Annotated in this window: 17 protein-coding genes; 10 read left to right on the top strand and 7 right to left on the bottom strand. The window is 67.0% G+C overall.

Annotation, left to right across the window (positions count from 1 at the left end; genetic code table 11):
- The first annotated feature begins 46 nt into the window (after positions 1-46).
- The 5 genes from ACUDTM_RS01610 to ACUDTM_RS01590 are packed head-to-tail and all read left to right on the top strand — an operon-like array spanning position 47 to position 4,157.
- On the top strand, positions 47-331 hold the full coding sequence (locus ACUDTM_RS01610) for a DUF4190 domain-containing protein (protein ID WP_445391086.1): 285 nt from the start codon (positions 47-49) through the stop codon (positions 329-331).
- A gap of 4 nt (positions 332-335) precedes the next feature.
- On the top strand, positions 336-1,106 hold the full coding sequence (locus ACUDTM_RS01605; RefSeq protein WP_065197022.1) for a class I SAM-dependent methyltransferase: 771 nt from the start codon (positions 336-338) through the stop codon (positions 1,104-1,106).
- Positions 1,107-1,114: 8 nt separating this feature from the next.
- Positions 1,115-2,170 carry a quinone-dependent dihydroorotate dehydrogenase gene (locus tag ACUDTM_RS01600; RefSeq protein ID WP_061477858.1) on the top strand — a complete coding sequence of 352 codons (1,056 nt, stop codon included), beginning with the start codon at positions 1,115-1,117 and terminating at the stop codon, positions 2,168-2,170.
- An 8-nt stretch (positions 2,171-2,178) separates the two neighbouring features.
- A complete protein-coding gene (murB, locus tag ACUDTM_RS01595; RefSeq protein WP_072168930.1) occupies positions 2,179-3,240 on the top strand; it encodes a UDP-N-acetylmuramate dehydrogenase in 1,062 nt (353 codons plus the stop codon).
- Between the two features lie 29 nt (positions 3,241-3,269).
- The gene (locus ACUDTM_RS01590; RefSeq protein WP_005416295.1) at positions 3,270-4,157 is read left to right on the top strand and encodes a DMT family transporter; all 888 of its coding nucleotides are present in this window, start codon (positions 3,270-3,272) and stop codon (positions 4,155-4,157) included.
- Between the two features lie 141 nt (positions 4,158-4,298).
- Here the strand turns inward: ACUDTM_RS01590 and ACUDTM_RS01585 are convergent, their stop codons facing one another.
- The 3 genes from ACUDTM_RS01585 to ACUDTM_RS01575 all read right to left on the bottom strand — a co-directional run bounded on the left by ACUDTM_RS01585 (position 4,299) and on the right by ACUDTM_RS01575 (position 7,027).
- Positions 4,299-5,306, bottom strand: coding sequence for a phosphotransferase (locus ACUDTM_RS01585; RefSeq protein ID WP_445391085.1), 1,008 nt, complete (start codon positions 5,304-5,306; stop codon positions 4,299-4,301).
- Positions 5,307-5,405: 99 nt separating this feature from the next.
- Positions 5,406-6,440 carry a heparan-alpha-glucosaminide N-acetyltransferase domain-containing protein gene (locus tag ACUDTM_RS01580; protein WP_445391084.1) on the bottom strand — a complete coding sequence of 345 codons (1,035 nt, stop codon included), beginning with the start codon at positions 6,438-6,440 and terminating at the stop codon, positions 5,406-5,408.
- Entirely contained in the window at positions 6,437-7,027 is a 591-nt protein-coding gene (locus tag ACUDTM_RS01575; RefSeq protein ID WP_072168972.1) for a TetR/AcrR family transcriptional regulator, read from the bottom strand. Before ACUDTM_RS01575 ends, ACUDTM_RS01580 begins: the two co-directional genes overlap by 4 nt.
- A gap of 144 nt (positions 7,028-7,171) precedes the next feature.
- On the opposite strand from ACUDTM_RS01575, the gene ACUDTM_RS01570 reads away from it, so the two are divergent.
- Positions 7,172-7,597, top strand: coding sequence for a DoxX family protein (locus ACUDTM_RS01570; protein WP_072168934.1), 426 nt, complete (start codon positions 7,172-7,174; stop codon positions 7,595-7,597).
- On the opposite strand, the gene ACUDTM_RS01565 is transcribed toward ACUDTM_RS01570, so the two are convergent.
- Positions 7,570-8,373, bottom strand: a complete 804-nt coding sequence (locus ACUDTM_RS01565) for an APH(3')-II family aminoglycoside O-phosphotransferase (RefSeq protein ID WP_072168935.1) — start codon at positions 8,371-8,373, stop codon at positions 7,570-7,572. The genes ACUDTM_RS01570 and ACUDTM_RS01565 overlap by 28 nt on opposite strands.
- Positions 8,374-8,622: 249 nt before the next feature.
- On the opposite strand from ACUDTM_RS01565, the gene ACUDTM_RS01560 reads away from it, so the two are divergent.
- Together ACUDTM_RS01560 and ACUDTM_RS01555 are read left to right on the top strand one after the other, a co-directional pair.
- On the top strand, positions 8,623-9,339 hold the full coding sequence (locus ACUDTM_RS01560) for an SDR family NAD(P)-dependent oxidoreductase (RefSeq protein WP_072168936.1): 717 nt from the start codon (positions 8,623-8,625) through the stop codon (positions 9,337-9,339).
- A 96-nt stretch (positions 9,340-9,435) separates the two neighbouring features.
- The gene (locus ACUDTM_RS01555) at positions 9,436-11,382 is read left to right on the top strand and encodes an EAL domain-containing protein (protein WP_072168937.1); all 1,947 of its coding nucleotides are present in this window, start codon (positions 9,436-9,438) and stop codon (positions 11,380-11,382) included.
- Here the strand turns inward: ACUDTM_RS01555 and ACUDTM_RS01550 are convergent.
- Positions 11,379-11,990 (bottom strand): TetR/AcrR family transcriptional regulator, encoded by a 612-nt coding sequence (locus ACUDTM_RS01550; RefSeq protein ID WP_088497299.1) that lies wholly within the window; start codon positions 11,988-11,990, stop codon positions 11,379-11,381. The two genes, ACUDTM_RS01555 and ACUDTM_RS01550, sit on opposite strands and share 4 nt — an antisense overlap.
- A 104-nt stretch (positions 11,991-12,094) precedes the next feature.
- Here ACUDTM_RS01550 and ACUDTM_RS01545 point away from each other — a divergent pair, with 104 nt between their 5' ends.
- Positions 12,095-13,171, top strand: coding sequence for an MBL fold metallo-hydrolase (locus tag ACUDTM_RS01545; protein WP_188241288.1), 1,077 nt, complete (start codon positions 12,095-12,097; stop codon positions 13,169-13,171).
- A gap of 27 nt (positions 13,172-13,198) precedes the next feature.
- Here the strand turns inward: ACUDTM_RS01545 and ACUDTM_RS01540 are convergent, their stop codons facing one another.
- Positions 13,199-13,696, bottom strand: a complete 498-nt coding sequence (locus ACUDTM_RS01540; RefSeq protein ID WP_188241359.1) for a helix-turn-helix transcriptional regulator — start codon at positions 13,694-13,696, stop codon at positions 13,199-13,201.
- A 515-nt stretch (positions 13,697-14,211) separates the two neighbouring features.
- Between ACUDTM_RS01540 and ACUDTM_RS01535 the strand changes: the two genes are divergently transcribed.
- Positions 14,212-17,331, top strand: a complete 3,120-nt coding sequence (locus ACUDTM_RS01535; RefSeq protein WP_445391083.1) for a discoidin domain-containing protein — start codon at positions 14,212-14,214, stop codon at positions 17,329-17,331.
- Between the two features lie 59 nt (positions 17,332-17,390).
- Here ACUDTM_RS01535 and ACUDTM_RS01530 read toward each other — a convergent pair whose 3' ends face one another.
- Positions 17,391-18,368: an ABC transporter substrate-binding protein gene (locus ACUDTM_RS01530; RefSeq protein ID WP_072168942.1), complete on the bottom strand. Its 978-nt coding sequence runs from the start codon at positions 18,366-18,368 to the stop codon at positions 17,391-17,393.
- Positions 18,369-18,381: the final 13 nt, after the last annotated feature.

The following is an 18,381-nucleotide window of genomic DNA, read 5'->3' as shown; positions in this document are numbered from 1 at the left end:
GCCCGGGCAGAGGCACTATCATGTGCACACTGCCAAGGAGGACCCGATGAGCGTGGCACCCCGACAGACAAGCGCCCTGGCCGTGGTCAGCCTGGTCATGGGCATCGCCAGCTGGACCGTCCTGCCCTTCGTGGCCAGCATCGTCGCCATCATCACCGGCCACATGGCCCGCGCCGAGATCCGCCGCCGCCCGCATGAACTGGAAGGCGACGGCCTGGCCGTTACCGGCCTGGTGCTGGGCTGGGTCATGGTCGGCGCCGTGCTTGCCGCCATCCTGGTCTTCATCCTGTTCTTCGGCGGCCTGGCATGGCTGACGGCAGTGTCGAACTGACGCCATGACCGCCTCCGACAGCACTGAACGCTTCAGCAGCCGCGTCGCCGACTACGTCCGCTATCGGCCCGATTATCCGCCCGCCCTGTTGGAGTGGCTGCATGGCCCGATGGGCGTCAGCCGCGAGGCCGTGGTCGCCGACATCGGCGCCGGCACCGGTATTTCCAGTCGCCTGTTTCTGGCCAGCGGTCATCCGCTGGTGGCGGTCGAGCCCAACGCTGCCATGCGCGCCGCCGCCGAACAGTGGCTGGCGCCGCAGTATCCGGACTTCTCCGCTGTCGATGGCCGTGCCGAGGCCACCGGCTTGGAGGACGCCAGCATCGATCTGGTCAGCGTCGCGCAGGCCTTCCATTGGTTCGACACCGTGGCGGTGCGCGCCGAGTGGCAGCGCATCCTGCGCCCCGGTGGCCAGGCACTGATCTACTGGAACTCGCGCCTGCTCGATGCCAGCCCGTTCCTGATCGGCTACGAACAGTTGCTGCTGGACTACGGCACCGACTACACCGCTGTGGCCGAGCGCTACCAGGACGATGCCACCATGCAGGCCTGGTTCGGCCCCGGCCTGCGCGGCAGGGTAGAGCTGCCGAACGTGCAGCATCTGGACTTCGACGCCCTGCGCGGGCGCCTGCTGTCCTCCTCCTACGCACCCCAATCCGGTCATCCCCGCCACGCGGCGATGATCGACGCTCTGCAGGACCTGTTCGCCGCCCATGCGGTGGACGGCCAGGTCGCTTTTGAATATCGAACCCGAGCCTTCCTCGGCACGCTGGACTGAACCGACGCATGTATTCGCTTGCCCGCCCCTTCCTGTTCTCGCTCGACGCCGAGCGCGCCCACGGCCTCGGCCTGTCCGCACTGGACCTGGCCTATCGCACCGGCACCACGCCGCTGCTGGCCGCACGCATCGCGCCGATGCCCAGCACGGTGTTCGGGCTGACCTTCCCCAATCCGGTCGGCCTGGCCGCCGGCCTGGACAAGAACGGCGAGCACATCGATGCACTGTTCGCGCTCGGCTTCGGCTTCGTCGAAATCGGCACCATCACCCCGCGCCCGCAGGCCGGCAATCCGCAACCGCGCCTGTTCCGCCTGCCGGAACACAACGCGATCATCAACCGCATGGGCTTCAACAATGCGGGCGTGGACGCGCTGGTGCGCAACGTCGAGCGCGCGCGCAACCGCCGCGGCCTGCTCGGCATCAACATCGGCAAGAACAAGGACACCCCCAACGAACAGGCCGTGGACGATTACATCGCCTGCCTGGACAAGGTCTACCCGCTGGCCGATTACATCACCGTCAACATCTCCTCGCCCAACACCGCCGGCCTGCGTGAGCTGCAGGAAGAGACCGCGCTGCGCCAGCTGGTCAGCCAGCTGCGCGACCGCCAGGAAGACCTTGCTGCCCGCCACGGCCGACGCGTGCCGATGCTGGTGAAGGTGGCGCCGGACCTCAGCGAACGCGATATCGACGCCGCCGCCCGCGTGCTGGGCGAACTGCAGGTGGACGGCGTGATCGCCACCAACACCACCATCGACCACAGCAAGGTGGCCGGCGACCCGCTGGCCAATGAGGCTGGCGGCCTGTCCGGTGCACCGGTGCTGGAGCAGTCCACGTTGGTGCTGCGCCGCCTGCGCGCGCGCCTGCCCGAATCGGTGCCGCTGGTCGGCGTCGGCGGCATCCTGTCCGGCGCCGATGCGGTAGCCAAGATGGCGGCCGGTGCCGCACTGGTGCAGTGCTACAGCGGCCTGATCTTCCGTGGACCGGCGCTGGTTTCCGAATGCGTGGAGGCGATCCGTCGCCGCCGTGAAGCGCCGAGCCGCGGCGCGGTGGCCCCGCTGTGAGCGCGCCCATGGATACCATCGACGGCAACGCCCCGCTGCGCTGGACGCTCACCCGCAATGCGCCGCTGCAGGCGCTGAATACCTTCCATGTGCAGGCCAGCGCCGCGCAGCTGCTGGAACTGCACGATGCCGCGCTGCTGCCGGACGTGCTGGCCTTGCCCGAGGTGGCCAGCGGCCCGATGCTGGTGCTGGGCAGCGGCAGCAACGTTCTGATCGCCGAGGACCTGCCCGGCACCGTGCTGGTGTTCGGCAACCGTGACATCAGTTTCCTTGAACACCGCGCCGACCATGCGGTGATCCGTGCCGGTGCCGGCGTGCCGTGGCATGGCCTGGTGATGTGGTCGCTGCAGGAAGGCCTGTCTGGCCTCGAAAACCTGGCCCTGATTCCCGGCACGGCCGGTGCCGCGCCGATCCAGAACATCGGTGCCTATGGCGCGCAGGTCGGCGAGTTCATCCAGGCGGTCGAAGCGTGGGACTGCCAGGAGCAGGCCTGGGTGCGGCTGGACAACGAACAGTGTGGCTTCGCCTACCGCGACAGCGTGTTCAAGCAGCAACCCGATCGCTATCTGATCTCCGCCATCGAACTGAAGCTGCCACTGCTGCATGATCTGCGCATGGACTACGCCGGCATCCGCGAGGAACTGCAGGCACAGGGCGTGGAGCTGCCGAGCGCAGTGGACGTGGCCAATGCCGTGATCGCGATCCGCCGCCGCAAGCTGCCCGACCCGGATGTACTGGGCAACGCCGGCAGCTTCTTCAAGAACCCGGTACTGCCGCTGGAACAGGTCGACGTGCTGCTGCAGCACTTCCCCGACCTGCCGGTGTTCCCGGCCGAGCAGGACGACAAGCGCAAGGTCTCCGCTGCCTGGATGATCGAATCCTGCGGCTGGAAGGGCTTCCGCGAAGGTGATGCCGGCGTGGCGCCAAGCCACGCGCTGGTGCTGGTCAACCACGGCAATGCCAGCGGTGCTGAGCTGCTGGCGCTGGCGCGCCGCATTTCGGCCTCGGTGCTGGAGAAGTTCGGCGTGCCGATCGAACCGGAGCCCCGCCTGCTCGGCGCACAGTGGTGAACACCCCCGCCCTTTCCCCAAGCGCCCCGATGCGGGCGGCGCTGCTGATGCTTGGCAGCACGATGGCATTCGGCCTGATGGCGGTCGCGATCCGCTACGCCACCCGCTACGTGCCAACCCAGGAAGTGGCGTTCTTCCGCAATGCCTTCGGCTTGCTGGCGTTGCTGCCGATGCTGCTGCGGCCAGGCCGTGCTCCGCTGAAGACGCAACAGCTGCCGCGCTATTTCGTGCGCAGTGCGATTGGCCTGGGCTCGATGCTGTGCGCGTTCTGGGCACTGGGCCACCTGCCGTTGGCGCAGGCGGTGTCGCTGTCGTACTCCACGCCGCTGTTCGTCACGATTGCCGCCGTGCTGTGGCTGGGTGAAACCGTGCGCGTGCGCCGCTGGGCCGCAGTCGTGGTCGGCTTCATCGGTGTGCTGGTGATCGTGCGACCCGGTACCGCCGGCTTCACCGCGGGCAGCCTGGTCGCCGTGGCCGCAGCGGTGCTCAGTTCGCTGGTGGCGATCCAGATCAAGCAGCTGACCCGCGTCGACAGCGCCGATACCGTGGTGCTCTACACCTACGTGTTCTGGGTGCCGCTGTCGCTGGTTCCGGCGCTGTTCGTCTGGGTCTGGCCGAGCGGCATGGCCTGGCTGTGGCTGCTGGCCACCGGCGTGCTCGGCACCATCGGCCAGCTGTTGTGGACGCGGGCGCTGCGCCTGGGTGAAGTCTCGGCGCTGACCCCGATCAGCTTCCTGCAGCTGCCGCTGGTGACGCTGTTCGGCTGGCTGCTGTTCAACGAAAGCGTGGACCGCTGGACGATCATCGGCGCCGGCATCATCCTCGCCGCCAACGCCTACATTGCCCACCGCGAGGCCGTACTTTCGCGCCGCGCCGCCAGCGCAGCCGCCTCGTCAGCGGCGAAGCCCGCCGAATGAGAACCGCCTCGATGGACAAGCCCTGGGTAGAGTCGACTGTTAGTCGGCTGCTTTCCGTTCGGAGCTGGAAAATCCCCCGCTGCGCGCAATAGCCGACCAGCAGTCGCCCCTACCCGGGCGATCCTGGCAACGGCGCAGAACCTAATCCAGCGCGCGATACACCCGCTCGGCCGCGTCGAACACATTGCCCGGGGCGAACTGTTCGCTGAGGAAATGCAGCGACTGCCGGCGCAGCTGCGGCGACCGGTCCTCTCCATCGCTGCCCAGCAGGACCTGCTGGAACTCGATCAGGTCCTGCAGGATGCGCCAGTGACGGTACCAGGCGATCCAGCGAGGGTCGCCGCGGTCGCTGCCATAGCCTTCCTCGAATCCCAACGGGTTCTCGCGGCCCCAGCGCCCGCCGACAGCGCCACCGATGAACATCAGGTCGCGCTCGCGCGGTGCCAGCGACAGGCCATCCCAGTCGATCAGGTGCAGGCCGCCGTCATTGCCCATCAGCAGATTGCCGGCATGAAGGTCGGTGTGGCACAGGTGCAGCCGCACCGGCACATCCTGCAACGCCGCGTGCAGCTGCAGTGCCTGCGCGTGCAGCGCCGCGATGCGCGCGTGCTGCTGGTCCCAGACGGAGACGAAGGCACGGCCCAGCCCATCCTTGGCAGCAGCCAGGCCTTCGCCGGCCAGCCACTGCCCGACGGTCTCCAGCGCTGCGGTTTCCATCCGGATGCTTGGCAGCGCTTCCTGCAGCGCCGGTGGCGGGCACGCCTCGTGCAGGCGCCGCAGCACCTCGCCCAACCGTTGCCATTGCGTGCGGCTCAATGCCGCCTCGAAACCGGACTGGCCTTCCACATACGGGAACAGGGTGAACTGCAGGCCCCAGCGCTGCACCGATGCCCCGCCGGTCAGCGCCGGCCAGGGCGCAACGATTTCCTCGACACCCAGCGTGCCGCGCAGCCAATGCAGGGTGTCCCAGACGGCTGGGGCCACCTGGTAGCTGCGGCATTTCAACCACCACTGCCCGCGCCGTGCATCGATGCGATACACGCTGGCGTTGGCATCGGCGCCAACCGGGCGTGGCACCACAGCGGTCGCGGTGATGCCATAGGACTGCTGGAGGACTTCGCCGAGATGCTGCGCCGAAGCGGATGACATGGATGCAAGCGGAAAGTGTTATCTGCGACAACTATCGCAGATGTGCCCGCCACGACACAGACATGTCCGTCACAACATCGTGCCTGCGCGACCAATGTGCTAGCCGGCGACGCGACGCATCACCGCTTCCAATGGCCCCCGCGTGAACCGCCACGACCACAGCCACGCTGCGCCCGTGACCAGCATCAGGAACAACAGCGCCCACAGCAGCACGGTCGGTAACGACGCGCTGCCATCGAGCAGCCCCAACCATTCCAGCGTACCCATGCCCAGCAGGATGTGGCCGACGTAGAGGGTCAGGGTCATTCGCCCTGCTGCAGTCAGCGGTTCCAGCCAATCCCCCGGATAACGGCGGCTGATCCAGAGGCACGCGGCAATCGCGCTGCAGGCTGCCCCCGCACCGGTCAACACGTAGGCCGGTCCCGGCGGCATCGGCTGCGTTCCCAGCCACGGCTGCCAGGGCGTTCCCTGCGCAAGGTGCTGCACGGCCTGGCCTGCGCCGATCAGCAGCAGGCCCACCAGCAGCAACGCACGCTGCACCCGCGGTTGTGACAACGGCAGGCGCGCCAGCAGCATGCCCAGCAGGAAGAAGCACATCCAGGGCAGCAAGGGATGGAAGCCGTTGAACAACAGGTTGCGCGCAACACCCGGCCATTGCCAGAGACCGGCATACTCCAGCGTCTGCCAGTTCCAGCCCTGGCTGTAATTCCAGTGCAGCAGTGCCCAGGACGACCCGGCCGCGAGGCCGGCGATGCTGGCCAGCAGCACCCGTGGCGACGCACGCAGCCACAGCACCGCCAGCGCGAAATACACCGCGTAGTAGTGCAGGATGTCGGCCGGGAACAGGGTCAGGTTGAGCAGGCCCAGCACCAGCAGGAACAGCGCGCGCCGCCAGGTCTGCGCGCTGGCCGGTATCCAGCCAAGGCGCTGCGTGGCCAGTACCAGGCCAAGTCCGGCCAGGGTGACGAAGGTCGCAGAGGCCTTGCCTTCCAGCAGATGGAAGAAGCCGGCCAGCCAACTCGCACCCTCTGCCGGCACGGCCATCGCCAGGCGGAAATTGACCAGCACCATGCCTGCCAGCGCCAGATACCGTGCCAGATCAAGGCCGTGCAATCGCCGCTCAACCGCGCTCATGCGCGTGCACCGAGCAGCAGCGCGAGCAGGCCTGGGTCCAACGGAGCCTCATCGGTGCCACCGGCTTCGCCCAGCCCCCGGCGCAGCGCATCGCTTTCGATGGCATCCAGCAGCACCTGCGCCTGCAGTGCCGGGGCCAGTACGGGACGCCGACGTTCACGCTGTGCCACCTGCTGCAGGGCTTCGGCCAGCACAGCCTGCAATTGCCTGCGATTGGCCGCAAATGCCTCGGCCACGGCCCGATTGCGTGCGCTCTCGGCCAGCACTTCGACGGCGAGCGTCGCCCATTCCGGCTGGCTGCACAGTGCGTGGAAGTCCTGCAGGAACGCCAGCACCTGCGTGCGATCACCGTCGGCCGCGGCCAGTCGCTGCAGCAACGGCGCCACTTCTTCGCCCTCGGCCACGGCCACTGCAAGGATGATCGCTTCCTTGCCGGGGAAGTGATTGTAGAGATTGCCCAGGCTGACGCCGGCCGCCTGCGCGATGTCACGCATGCTGGTCTGGTGGAATCCCTTGGCGAGGAAGCACTGCAGGGCGGCCTGCAGGATCTGCTCGATGCGTTGCGCGTTGCGGTCGGCTCGGTTCATGGCGCCAATAGTGAACGAACGTTCGTCCAACTTGAAGATGGCAACCCGTTCATCAGCGAGTTCCGTTCAGCCGGCCCTTGACCTCAACTGCGGTTGAGGCCCGATGCTGCGTGGCCCGTTCCAAGCCCAACCCGGAGAGACTTCATGCCACGGATGATCACCGCCCTGCTCGACAGCCGCCTGCTGTGGTTCCTGGCCCGACTGCTACTGGCGGTGGTGTTCCTGTCATCGGGTCTGGCCAAGCTGCTGGCGTGGGACAACAGCGTGGCCGAAATGCAGGCGGCCGGGCTGCAACCGCCTGTGCTGTTCAACCTCGCCAGCGCCGTGGTGCTGCTGGGTGGCTCACTGTGCCTGCTGCTTGATCGCCTGCTCTGGCTGGGCAGCGGCGCGCTGGCGGTATTCATGCTGCTGACCATTGCCATCGTGCATGCCTTCTGGACCAAGCACGGCGCGGAACAGCAGCTGGCCCTGTTCTTCGCACTGGAACACCTGAGCGTGGTCGGTGGCCTGATCTGCGCGGCCATCGCCAGCCGCGCGCGGGCTCAGAAGAACTCGTCGAGCAGCCGGTAGAACGCCAACCGGCGCTCGTCGGCCACAGCGCCGTAGCGTTGGAACAACGGCGTGACCCAACGCGTATCTCCGAAGTTGTGGACCAGGCTGCGCGCGGCCAGCGCCAGGTCCTGGTAACGGTCGGCCACGCCCAGCCGCCCACAGTCGATGAACCCGCTGAAACGCCCCTCGGACACCATCAGATTCGGAAGGCAGGCATCGCCATGACTGACCACCAGATCTTCATGATCGGGACGGGTGCTGCACAGTTGGGCGAAGACCTGCTGTGGACTCTGTCCCAGGCGTTCGTCATCGAAGTCATCGGCATCCACGCGCCCCGCCTCGACCCGTGCCTGCGCGGCCGGCAGGCGCGAGGCCAGCCGCTGATCGAACGGACAGGCTGCTACCGGCAACGCATGCAGCCCGCGCAGCGCGTCGGCCAGTATCTCCACCCGTTGCTGCGGCGCGAGTTCCGGCGACGAAGCCAGATCGCGGCCAGGCAGCGCGCTCATCAGCAACCAGTGCCGGCCCGCTTCTTCGGCCGTGGCAATCACCGTTGGCGCCGGTTGTCCCTGTGCCTGCAACCAGCGCAGGCGCGCGATCTCATCGCCCAGCTCACTGAAGGCGTCGATCAGTTCCGACTTGAGGAAGGCATCGGGGCGGCCCGGCCGCAGCACGCGGGCAACGTCGGCCCGCGAGACACCCATCGACTGCCGCTCGATGCGCGCATCGGCCAACGCCTTCTGCCACGCCAACGGCAGCGGCATGCCATCAGGGGTGGCGTTGTGCTCGTCCATGCCAGGAGATTCCTGTTGCCGGTGACCCTGTGCATTCTCGCTCATCCTGGCGCACATCGACCCGCGGGCGGCCGGCAGCCACTACGCCCCAGCGCCTGCAGCAGCGACGGCTGCTGCCACGGTGCCGGTGCCAGTTCGACGACACGGCCTCGACCCTTACCGCCGAACGCGGCGGCCTGCGCGCGTTCGCCAAGTGGGGCACCGTTCTGGCAGCCGATCGTGGCTGCCGCAGTACAACGAGGAAGCAACATGAAATTGATGGTCATCGGCGCCAGCAAGGGCCTGGGACGCGCGTTCGTGGAAGGCCTCTGTGCTAGGGGTGACACTGTGATTGGTGTCTCGCGCAACCGCCCGTGCGGCATCGCCTGCGCTGACGGCGTCACCCTGCAATGGATCGAAGCAGACCTGTCCCGGCCGACCGTGGCTGCCGACCACATCGCAGCGCAGGCACCGGCCGATATCGATGTGCTGATCCACAACCTGGGTATCTGGGAAGACAAGGCCTTCAGCGACGAGTACGCCTTCCTCGATGAAAGCGATGCTGCACTCACGAAGCTGGTCGACGTCAACATCACCGCGACCCTTTTACTGCTGCAACGCCTGCTGCCCCGCGTACTGGGCGCAGCGCGCCCGCAGCTGGTGCTGACCGGTTCGACCTCGGCCCTGCCTCGCAGTGGCCGCCCGGAAGTGGCGTTCGGCGCCTCGAAGTTCGCCCTCAACGGCATCGCCGATGCGCTGCGCGAAGGCTTCCGCGATCGCCGGCTGGCGGTGACCAGCCTGCAGTTGGGCTACCTCAACACCGACGACGCCTTGTCGGTGCCGGTGGCCGAGGCCGCAGCGCGCGGCGACGGTGAGCAGGTGCCGGTCCACGATGTCGTGGCCATGGTAAGCGCCCTGTTGCAGCTGTCATCCTCCGGCTTCGTGCGCGAACTGGTGCTGCCCGCCATCGCCGACCCGCGCTACTGACCTTGCCGGCCGCGGCAGAGCACCCTCAGTGGCCGCGCGCGCGGTCGTGGTTTACCCTGCTCGTCACTGGCCGTCGGTCACAGGCGGGAACCTGCTATGGATGCGCTTTCACGGGTCTCGGCCCAGGTCCTGGACAGCGCCCTGCCCAGCCTGCCGCTGTATCTGCTGCAGGCCACGGCAGTGATCGGCATGATCGGCGTGCTGCTGATCGCCACCCGTCGCGCCGGGCACGCCATAGAAGGCCGTCGCCTGTATGTCGGCGTAGCGCTGGGCCTGATCTACCTGTTCAATTCCTGGTTCGTGGCCCGTTATTCCCAGGGTGTCGTCAAACTGCACCTGGGCTTCGACATCCTGCTGGTCAGTGGCCTGCTGGGCGGCTGGCGCGGCGGCTTGGCCTGCCTGGCTGCCGCCCTGCTGGTCCGCTACCAGTTCGTCGGTATCCCGTTCTTCCTGCCTGCCAGCCTTGAGGCCGTGTTGCAGATGGTGGCGGGCGTCTGGCTGCGCAGGCACCTGTACCCGCGCATGCTCAACGAGCTCTCGCCGCGCATGATCCTGCAGGCATGGTCCGTGCGCATCGGGGTAACCGCTCTAGGTTTGGCGCTGGGTGTGGCGATCATTGGCGCCGATCAACTTCCGGTGGCCGAGCTGGCGATCCAGCGCGCGCTGGCACTGCCGGTCTCGCTGCTCGTGCTCGGCGCCGTGTTCGCGCTGGTCTACAACGATGCCCAGATCGATGCGCAACGCCAGCGCGAACAGGCCTGGCTCCGCATCGATCCGATCAGCGGGCTGCCCAACATGCGTGCGCTCGGTGAACGCCTGCAACAGTACTGGCGGGATAACGACGGCACCGGCAAGGCCTGCCTGATCGTGGCCGAGATGGGTAACCTGCGCGATCTGCGCCTGCGCTACGGGCCGTTGCAGGACAACGGCCTGTGGCAGCGCGACAGCACCGAGGAAGTGCATCGGTTGCTGCCGTCGCTGCCGGCTGCGCAGCTGGAGATCTACCAGTTCGGCGATGCCGCGCTGGCGATCCTGGTGCGCGGCCTGACCTTGTCCACACTGCGCACGCAACCGCAGATCACTGAGCTGGCCAGCAACCTGGCCGATCGGGTCGGCCGCGATTGGCCGGGCTTCCGGCCGCTGTTCCGCTGTGCAGTGGTTGAATTGAAGCCCCCTGCTGATGCCGATGAAGGACATCTTCCGTTCCGCGCCATCACCGTGGCACTGAGCGCGATCGAGTCGGGCGTGGTGTTCTTCGATGACCCGATCCAGCGCGACAGCGAGATCGACGCCCTGATCGAGGTTGCCCTTGAGCACTGGCTGCAGCAGGGCAATGCGCCGCTGTGCTACCAGCCCAAGCATCGCCTGCAGGATCGCCAACTGGTCGGCGCCGAAGCACTGCTGCGCATGCGCGACGGCGAAGGCCGGCCGATTGCCCCGATGCGGGTGATCTCGCTGCTGCGCCGCCAGGGGCGGCTGGCAGACCTGGAATGGGCCACGCTGCGGTCGGCGGTGCACTTCCTGCAGCACTGCCGGCGGGACGGCGCGGCGCTGACCATTGCAGTCAATGTTTCAGCCGAATCGCTGCGCCTGCCCGACTTCGGCCTGCGCCTGCAGGAGCTGCTTCAGCTGCATGACATCCCCGGTGCGATGCTGCGCCTGGAGATCGTCGAATGGACCGAAATCGTCGAGCGCGACGTGGTCGATGCCAACATCGCACAGCTGCTGGCAGCCGGGGTCACCCTGTCGCTGGATGATTTCGGCGCCGGCTATTCAACCCTGATCCTGCTCTCGCAGCTGGCCATCGCCGAGGTCAAGATCGAGCAGGCGCTGATCGCCACGCTGTCCGACGCCAAGTCGCAGTCGATCGTGCGCTTCATCGTCGAGGTCGCGCACCGCTGCGGCGCGATCGTGGTGGCCGAGGGTACCGAGACCCTGGCCCAGGAACAGAAGCTGCGCGCACTCGGGGTGGATGTCGGCCAGGGCTACCTGTACTCGGCGGCGCTACCGGCCGACGAGTTCCGTCGCTTCGCAGCCGGCTAGACCGCGTAGAACCCCAGGAACATCGCCACCGCCGATTCGGCCACGCGCGCACGTTCCTGCGCGGTCAACGGTGGCTGCCCCATCGTGACCTGCGGCCAGAACGCGAAGCTCTTCACCAGCCCATGCAACTGGGCGCCGGCAAAGTCCGGATCCACCTCGCGCAGGCGGCCATCGGCAATTGCTGCGCGGATCCAGGCACTCTCGCCGCTTTCCTTCTCGCCCATGCGGCAGACGATGGCCTGCGCGCGCTCCGGTGAATGGATGATCTCGGCCATCGCGACCCGCGCCAGATCGATGAAATTCCCATCGCTGAGCAGGTCCAGCTTCTGGCCCAGCAACTGCAGCAGCTGCGTCTGCAGCGGCTGGTCGGCGCGGTACGGCAGTGCGTCGCTGGCCACGCTGCGCTCCCACAGCTCCTCCAGGATCATCGAGAACAGTGCTTCCTTGCTCGGGAAATGGTTGTAGACGGTGCGCTTGGAGACCCCCGCCGCCTCGGCGATGCGGTCCATGCTGGTCGCCTCGTAGCCCGATGCACGGAACTCCTCCACCGCCGCGCGCACGATGGCGTCACGTTTGCGGTCGGTCAGGCGTTGCGGGGCACGGGACATGGCGGAAACCGGATAACTGAACGGATGCCTCCATTTTACACTCGACAGTGTACTTTTGAAAAACACGAAACTACACTGTGCAGTGTACTCAGCGGACGTCGCCCATGAAGCGCCTGCTCCTTGTCCTCCTGCTCGGAATCCTCGCCGTGACCACCTACACCTTCTGCAAGTCCTGGTCCCTTCCCGACTTCCCCGATTCGCCGCAGTACCGTGATGGCAAGTTCCGCAATGCCCTGCCCCGTCCGGCGATGGGCCTGCGCGACGGCGCGGAGATCTGGTGGACGTTCCTGTTCAACAAGCCCAAGGGCACCGTGCCCGCGCACCCGATTCCGGTGAAGCCGCTGGACCGCGCCGCGCTGGACGCCGCACCAGATCGCAGCCTGTTCCGGCTGGGGCACTCCACGATCCTGCTGAAGCTGCGTGGTCAGTACTGGCTGACCGATCCAGTGTTCTCCGAGCGCGCCTCGCCGGTGCAGTGGATGGGGCCGGCACGCTTCCATGCACCGCCGATCAGCATCGACGCGCTGCCGCCGATCGCCGGTGTGATCCTCTCGCACAACCACTATGACCACCTGGACCATGCCGCGGTCATGCAGCTGGCCGGCAAGACCGCGCGCTTCATTGCACCGCTCGGCGTCGGCGACCAGCTGGTCGCGTGGGGGGTGGATGCGCGCAAGGTCGAGCAGCTGGACTGGTGGCAATCCACCGAAGCCAACGGCCTGCGCCTGACCGCGACCCCGGGCCAGCACTTCTCCGGCCGCGGGCTGGGTGACAGCGACCGCAGCCTGTGGGCTTCATGGGTGATCCAGGACGGTGACTTCCGCATTTTCTTCAGCGGCGACACCGGCTACTTCGACGGCTTCAAGGCCATCGGCGAGAAATACGGTTCGTTCGACCTGACCATGATCGAGACCGGCGCCTATGACCCGCGCTGGGCATTCGTGCACATGCAACCGGAACAGACGCTGCAGGCGCACCTGGACCTGCGCGGCAAGTGGCTGCTGCCGATCCACAACGGCACCTTCGATCTGGCCCTGCATGCATGGCAGCAGCCGTTCGAGCGCATCACGGCGCTGGCCGCTGCAAACAATGTTCCAGTGGCTACGCCGATGATGGGCGAAGCACTGGACATGCAGGCGCCGCAGGCGGGTACGCGCTGGTGGGAGACGGTGGAGCTGTAATGCGGTCGGCTCCGATTCTGGCCGCCGCTACGTCTTCGGGTGAAGCCTGCGCCCTTCCCGGGCCAGATTGATCTGTAGCGCAGCGGCGGCGAGCTCGGTCATTTCCGTCGTGACTTTCCCGCTGCCGCGCGCTCGCAGCCAACCGAGAATGTCGACGAGATGCCAGATCGAGGTCGAGCCGTCATGCACGGGGGACGGAAACGACTGCGGGTTGGCCAGCATGAGCTTCCGCATGTTCTGGCGCGACATTCCGAGCAGGTCTGCGACGTCAGTGAGCCCAACCAGATCGGGGCTCACTTCAACCAGTTCGGCACCGGGCACGGCCCGCTGCACATCGTCCAGCGCCGAACGCAGGGCAGCCCCTGCGCTATCTGCTTCGCGGCAGAACGCCAAGGCCAGCCGTCCCGGCAGCCCAAGGCCCACAAGCGCGTCGTCACAGCCGCCTTCGGCCAGGCCCTGCTCGAGGACGCCGATTTCAATACCTGTGTCCGGCAAGCGGTACTTCAGGGTGAAGTTGAACTCCATGATTGACCCCCTTCGCTTCTGACGAAGCGTGATCTCATTGCTCACGACTGCAGTTCTCGACCACACGCCGCAAGGCTCTTGCATGATGGCTGCCGCTACGCGGTGTGCTCCAGATGCTCACGATGCAGAACTCCCCGCATCGGCAATCAGTGTCGTTGCAAGGGCAATACATCCGGCCCCACGCATGGCCGCCCGCCATACGGAGCCTCCACCCACGATCCTCCGCGAACTGCAACGCCGCTTCGATGTCCTTGTCTGGATGACGCGCTCGAGACCTTCCTTGTTCTCCATAGTCTGCACACGGTTCACATTGGTTGTCAGATGACAACCCACTTAAAAGGACTTTCGACGTGACCCTAGCCAATTCGCGCTACACGTCCAGAGCCACATCCGTCAGCCCTCCCGTGATGGCAGCGGCAGCGTCCAGCGGCGCTGCAGTGCGTCATGTAACCGGTTACATCCCTTGCTAGCGTAGCGCTCGCCCGATTCCGGCCGAACCTGCGAGGCTGTCCGTAATGACGTTGCGCGCCGAACGCTCCAAGGTCTCCACACCGCCTTTCCCGTTGCGCCCTGCCGCTGCCCTGCTGTTGGCCGCCCTGGCCTCCAGCGCACAGGCACAGACCCTTCCCCCGCGCAGCCAATGGCAGGCCAGCAGTTCCTCGCAGCAGGTGCCGGCGATGGCGATCAGCCACCTGATCGACGGCAACCCGAAGACCGTTACCGGCGGTGCATTCAGTCCGGGCCACTGGTTCCAGATCGATCTCGGCGCGCCTGCAATGCTGGCCGGCGCGCGGCTCACCTGGGATGTCTCCAACCCGGAAGGCTATTCACTGCAGACCTCACTGGACGGCAGGCAGTGGCAGACCGCGTACACGATGGCCGATTCGCTGGGCGACGTGGAAACGCTGTACTTCGCGCCACGGCAGGCGCGCTACCTGCGGCTGGCCAGCCCGCAGCGCACTTCCGACTGGGGCGTGTCGATCTTCGAGATGGAGCCGCTGGACAGCACGCTCAGCGCACGCGTCAGCGGTATCGATGCAGCGCAGGCGGCGGCGCTCTGGCAAGGCGGCGGCACCGTCGCGATGCCGGCCGGGGCAAATGGATCCCATACGTTCGATATCACGCTGCCGCAGGCCCAATCAACGGCTGGCCTGGTGGTCGACTGGGCCGATGGCGCACGAGGCGCTGCCCGACTACAGGCGCAGGATGCACGGGGCCGTTGGCAGGACCTCGCATACGATGCACAGACGGCCAGTCACCGGCAAAGCTGGCTGGCCGCCACTGCAGCACAACCATTGCGTGCTTTCCGCCTGAGCGTGGACGGCGCTGCGCCGCAGATCGCACGCCTGCGCCTGCTCGGTCCGAAAGCCGTGATGACGCCGATGAAGCAGTATCAGATCGTCGCCAGCGGCGCCCAGCGCGCATTGTTCCCGGCCTCGCTGCAGATGCAGCAGACCTACTGGACGGCCGTGGGTGTGCATGCAGGACGACAGAAGTCGATCTTCGACGAGTACGGCAACCTGGAAGCCTTCAAGGGCGCACCGCTGGTGCAGCCCATCTGGCGCAATGCCGATGGCCAAACCGCCGGCGCCGCCGGGCAGGCCATGCAGCATGCCCTGCGCGACGGCTGGAAGCCGATGCCCTCCGCCACCTGGTCACCGCAACCCGGCCTGCAGCTGCGCAGTGAAGTGTTCGCCATTGAGCGCGATGGCCAGCCGGTGACCTTCCTGCGGCATCGCCTGCAGAACACGGGAAGCACGAAGATCGAAGGCACGCTCAGCCTGGTCGTGCGCCCGATGCAGATGAATCCGCCATGGCAGAACGGCGGGCTGTCCCCGATCCGCGAGGTGACCATCGATGGGCAGGCCCTGCGTATCAATGGCCGCACGCTGCTGCAGTCGCTTACTCCAGTGACCGCATCCGGCGCGGCGCCATTCGGCAAGGATGGCGCAACGGAGATCACCGCAAGTCTCGCTGCCGGCCAGCTGCCTTCCACGCAACAGGCGCGTGATGACCAGGGGCTTGCCTCGGCTGCGTTGAACTACCGCGTCTCGTTGGCGCCGGGAAGCAGCGATGCCATCGTGGTCGCGTTCCCGTTGGGCACCGCCGCCGCCGATGCCAATGGCGTGCTGCCCGAAGCGCCTGCGCTGGATCTGGCCACGCTGCCCCGCGATGCCAATGCGGCGTTTGATTCACTGGCCACGCAGGCGTCTGCGGACTGGCAGGCACGGCTGGGCCAGGTCGGCCTGCGCCTGCCCGATCCGTCGCTGGTGGACATGCTGCGCGCGCAGGCCGCCTACATGCTGATCAACCAGACCGGTCCAGCCATGCAGCCCGGCCCGCGCAACTACAACCGTTCCTTCATCCGCGACGGCATGGCCACCTCGGCGGTGCTGCTGCGGATGGGCGAAGCCCGCGTGGCGCGCGACTACCTGGCCTGGTACAGCGAACACGGCGTGCATGCCAACGGCCTGGTCTCACCGATCCTCAACGACGATGGCAGCGTCAACACCGGCTTTGGATCGGACATCGAGTACGACAGTCAGGGCCAGTACGTCGCGCTGGTGGCCGATGTCGCGCGCCTGGACGGCGGACCCGAGTCGGTGCGTGACTACCTGCCGAAGGTGAAGGCCGCGCTGCGCTTCCTGCAGGAGCTGCGCGAGCGCACGCTGGTGCCCGGTTACAAGGCCGACCAGCCTTCGCCGGAACGGTTCGCGGGCATTCTTGCGCCGTCGATCAGCCATGAGGGCTACCCCTCGCCCACCCACAGCTATTGGGATGACTACTGGGGCCTGAAGGGCTGGCACGACGGCGCCTGGCTGGCCGAATCGCTCGGCGACCACCAGACCGCAGCCTGGGCGCGCGAACAATACAAGCTGCTCTACGACGCACTGCATGCCTCGATCCGGGCGACGATGGCGTGGAAGGGCATCGACTTCATTCCCTCCTCGGCCGACCTGGGCGATGGCGATCCCACCGGCGTTTCGATCGCACTGGACCCGACCGGCGCACAGAGCGTGTTGCCCGCCGAGGCGCTGCGGACCACCTTCGCGCGCTATCTGGACGATGTGCGCAAGCGCAGCCAGCCCGGTGCGCTGTACGCCTACACCCCGTACGAGATCCGCAACGTGCTGAGCTATGTGCACCTGGGCCAGCCGCAGGTCGCCGATGAGCTGCTGCAGGGGCTGCTGCATGACCGGCGCCCGCTTCAGTGGCAGGTGCTGGCCGAGGTCGTGCACTCACGCCTGCGCTTTCCTCGCTACCTGGGCGACATGCCGCACACCTGGATCGGTGCCGAATACGGCCGCACGCTGTTCGGCATGCTGATGCGCGAAGACGATGATGCGCTCTCGCTGCTGCCGGGCACGCCGCCATCGTGGGTGGCGGGCGATGGATTGGCCGTGGAAGGCCTGCCCACCGCGTATGGCACGTTGCAGATGCAGGCACGGCAACGCGACGGCACGCTATCGATCACGCTGGGCAATGGCCTGCGCAGTGGGACGGCGGTGAAGGTCTGGTGGCCGGCGCGGACGATGCCGAAGACCGTGCGTGTGGATGGGCGCGACGTTACCGCGTTCGATGCAGAGGGCGTGCGCCTGGCAAGACCATTCAGAACGCTGGAGGCGCGTTGGTAGAGCAGCCGAGCATGGCTCGGCTCTACAGAAGCAGCGGTAGCGCCGGGCCACGCCCGGTGTCATTGCAGCGTCGGCAACCCCGGCGGATTGGTCTGCGATTGCGGCACCGCCTCCTCGGCCACGTTCCAGCGCTTCAATGCCTGCGCATAGGTGCCGCTGCCGATCTGGGTGTTCAACGCCTGCGTCACCGCATCGGCCAGGCCGCTGCCCTTGCGCGTGGCCACCGAGATCGCCGCAGCGTTCGGCCAGCCACCGGGGAACAGGCCCACGCGCCGCACCTTGCCATCGCGTGCCGAGTAGGCGCCGGTGGCATTGGGCTCGAACGAGACATCGGCGCGGCCAGTGATCACCGCCAAGCGGCCGACCACGGCGTCATCGAAGTACTGGTACTCCACCGGTTTCAGGCCGGCCGCAATGTTCTGCCGGTCCCACTGCCGCAGGATCTGGTCCTGGTTGGTGCTGGCGCCCACCACGACCTTCAGCCCGGCCACATCAGCGGGTTTCTCGATCTTCTGGATGGGCCCATCGCTGCGCGTGTAGATGCCCAGAAGATCGTAGCGGTAGCTGGAGAAGTCGAACTTCTTCTTGCGCTCTTCGGTCACCGTCACGTTCGACAGCACCGCATCGTACTTGCCCGATTCCAGCCCCAGCGGCCAGTCCGCCCACGCGACCGGCACGATCACCAGCTTCAGGCCCAACGCATCGGCAATCAGCCGCGCGATGTCGGGCTCGATGCCGACCACGTCCTTGCTGTCCGCGCCGTAGTCGGCCAGCGGTAGCTGCCCCGGATGGGTCGCCACGGTGAATGCGCCCGGCGTGACGAAGCGGTAGCCCGCAGGAATCAGGGCCTGCGCCTTCGGGTCGAGCGTGCCCTTCAGCACGGCGGTGTTGGTACCGGCCAGGCTGGTCGCGGCCACAGTGGCAGCCTCCGGGGCCTGGCGCACGCGCGAGTAGACGATGCCGGCGATGCCGATGACCAGCACCGCCACGATCAACAGGGTGCTGCGCGAGGGGCGACGCGGCGCTGCAGGGCTCATGGTGTTCCTTCCG

It is taken from the genome of Stenotrophomonas maltophilia group sp. vghtpe118, assembly GCF_052605195.1.
Note: the sequence above shows the minus strand (reverse complement) of the source record. Positions and strands in the feature narration are given on the sequence as shown.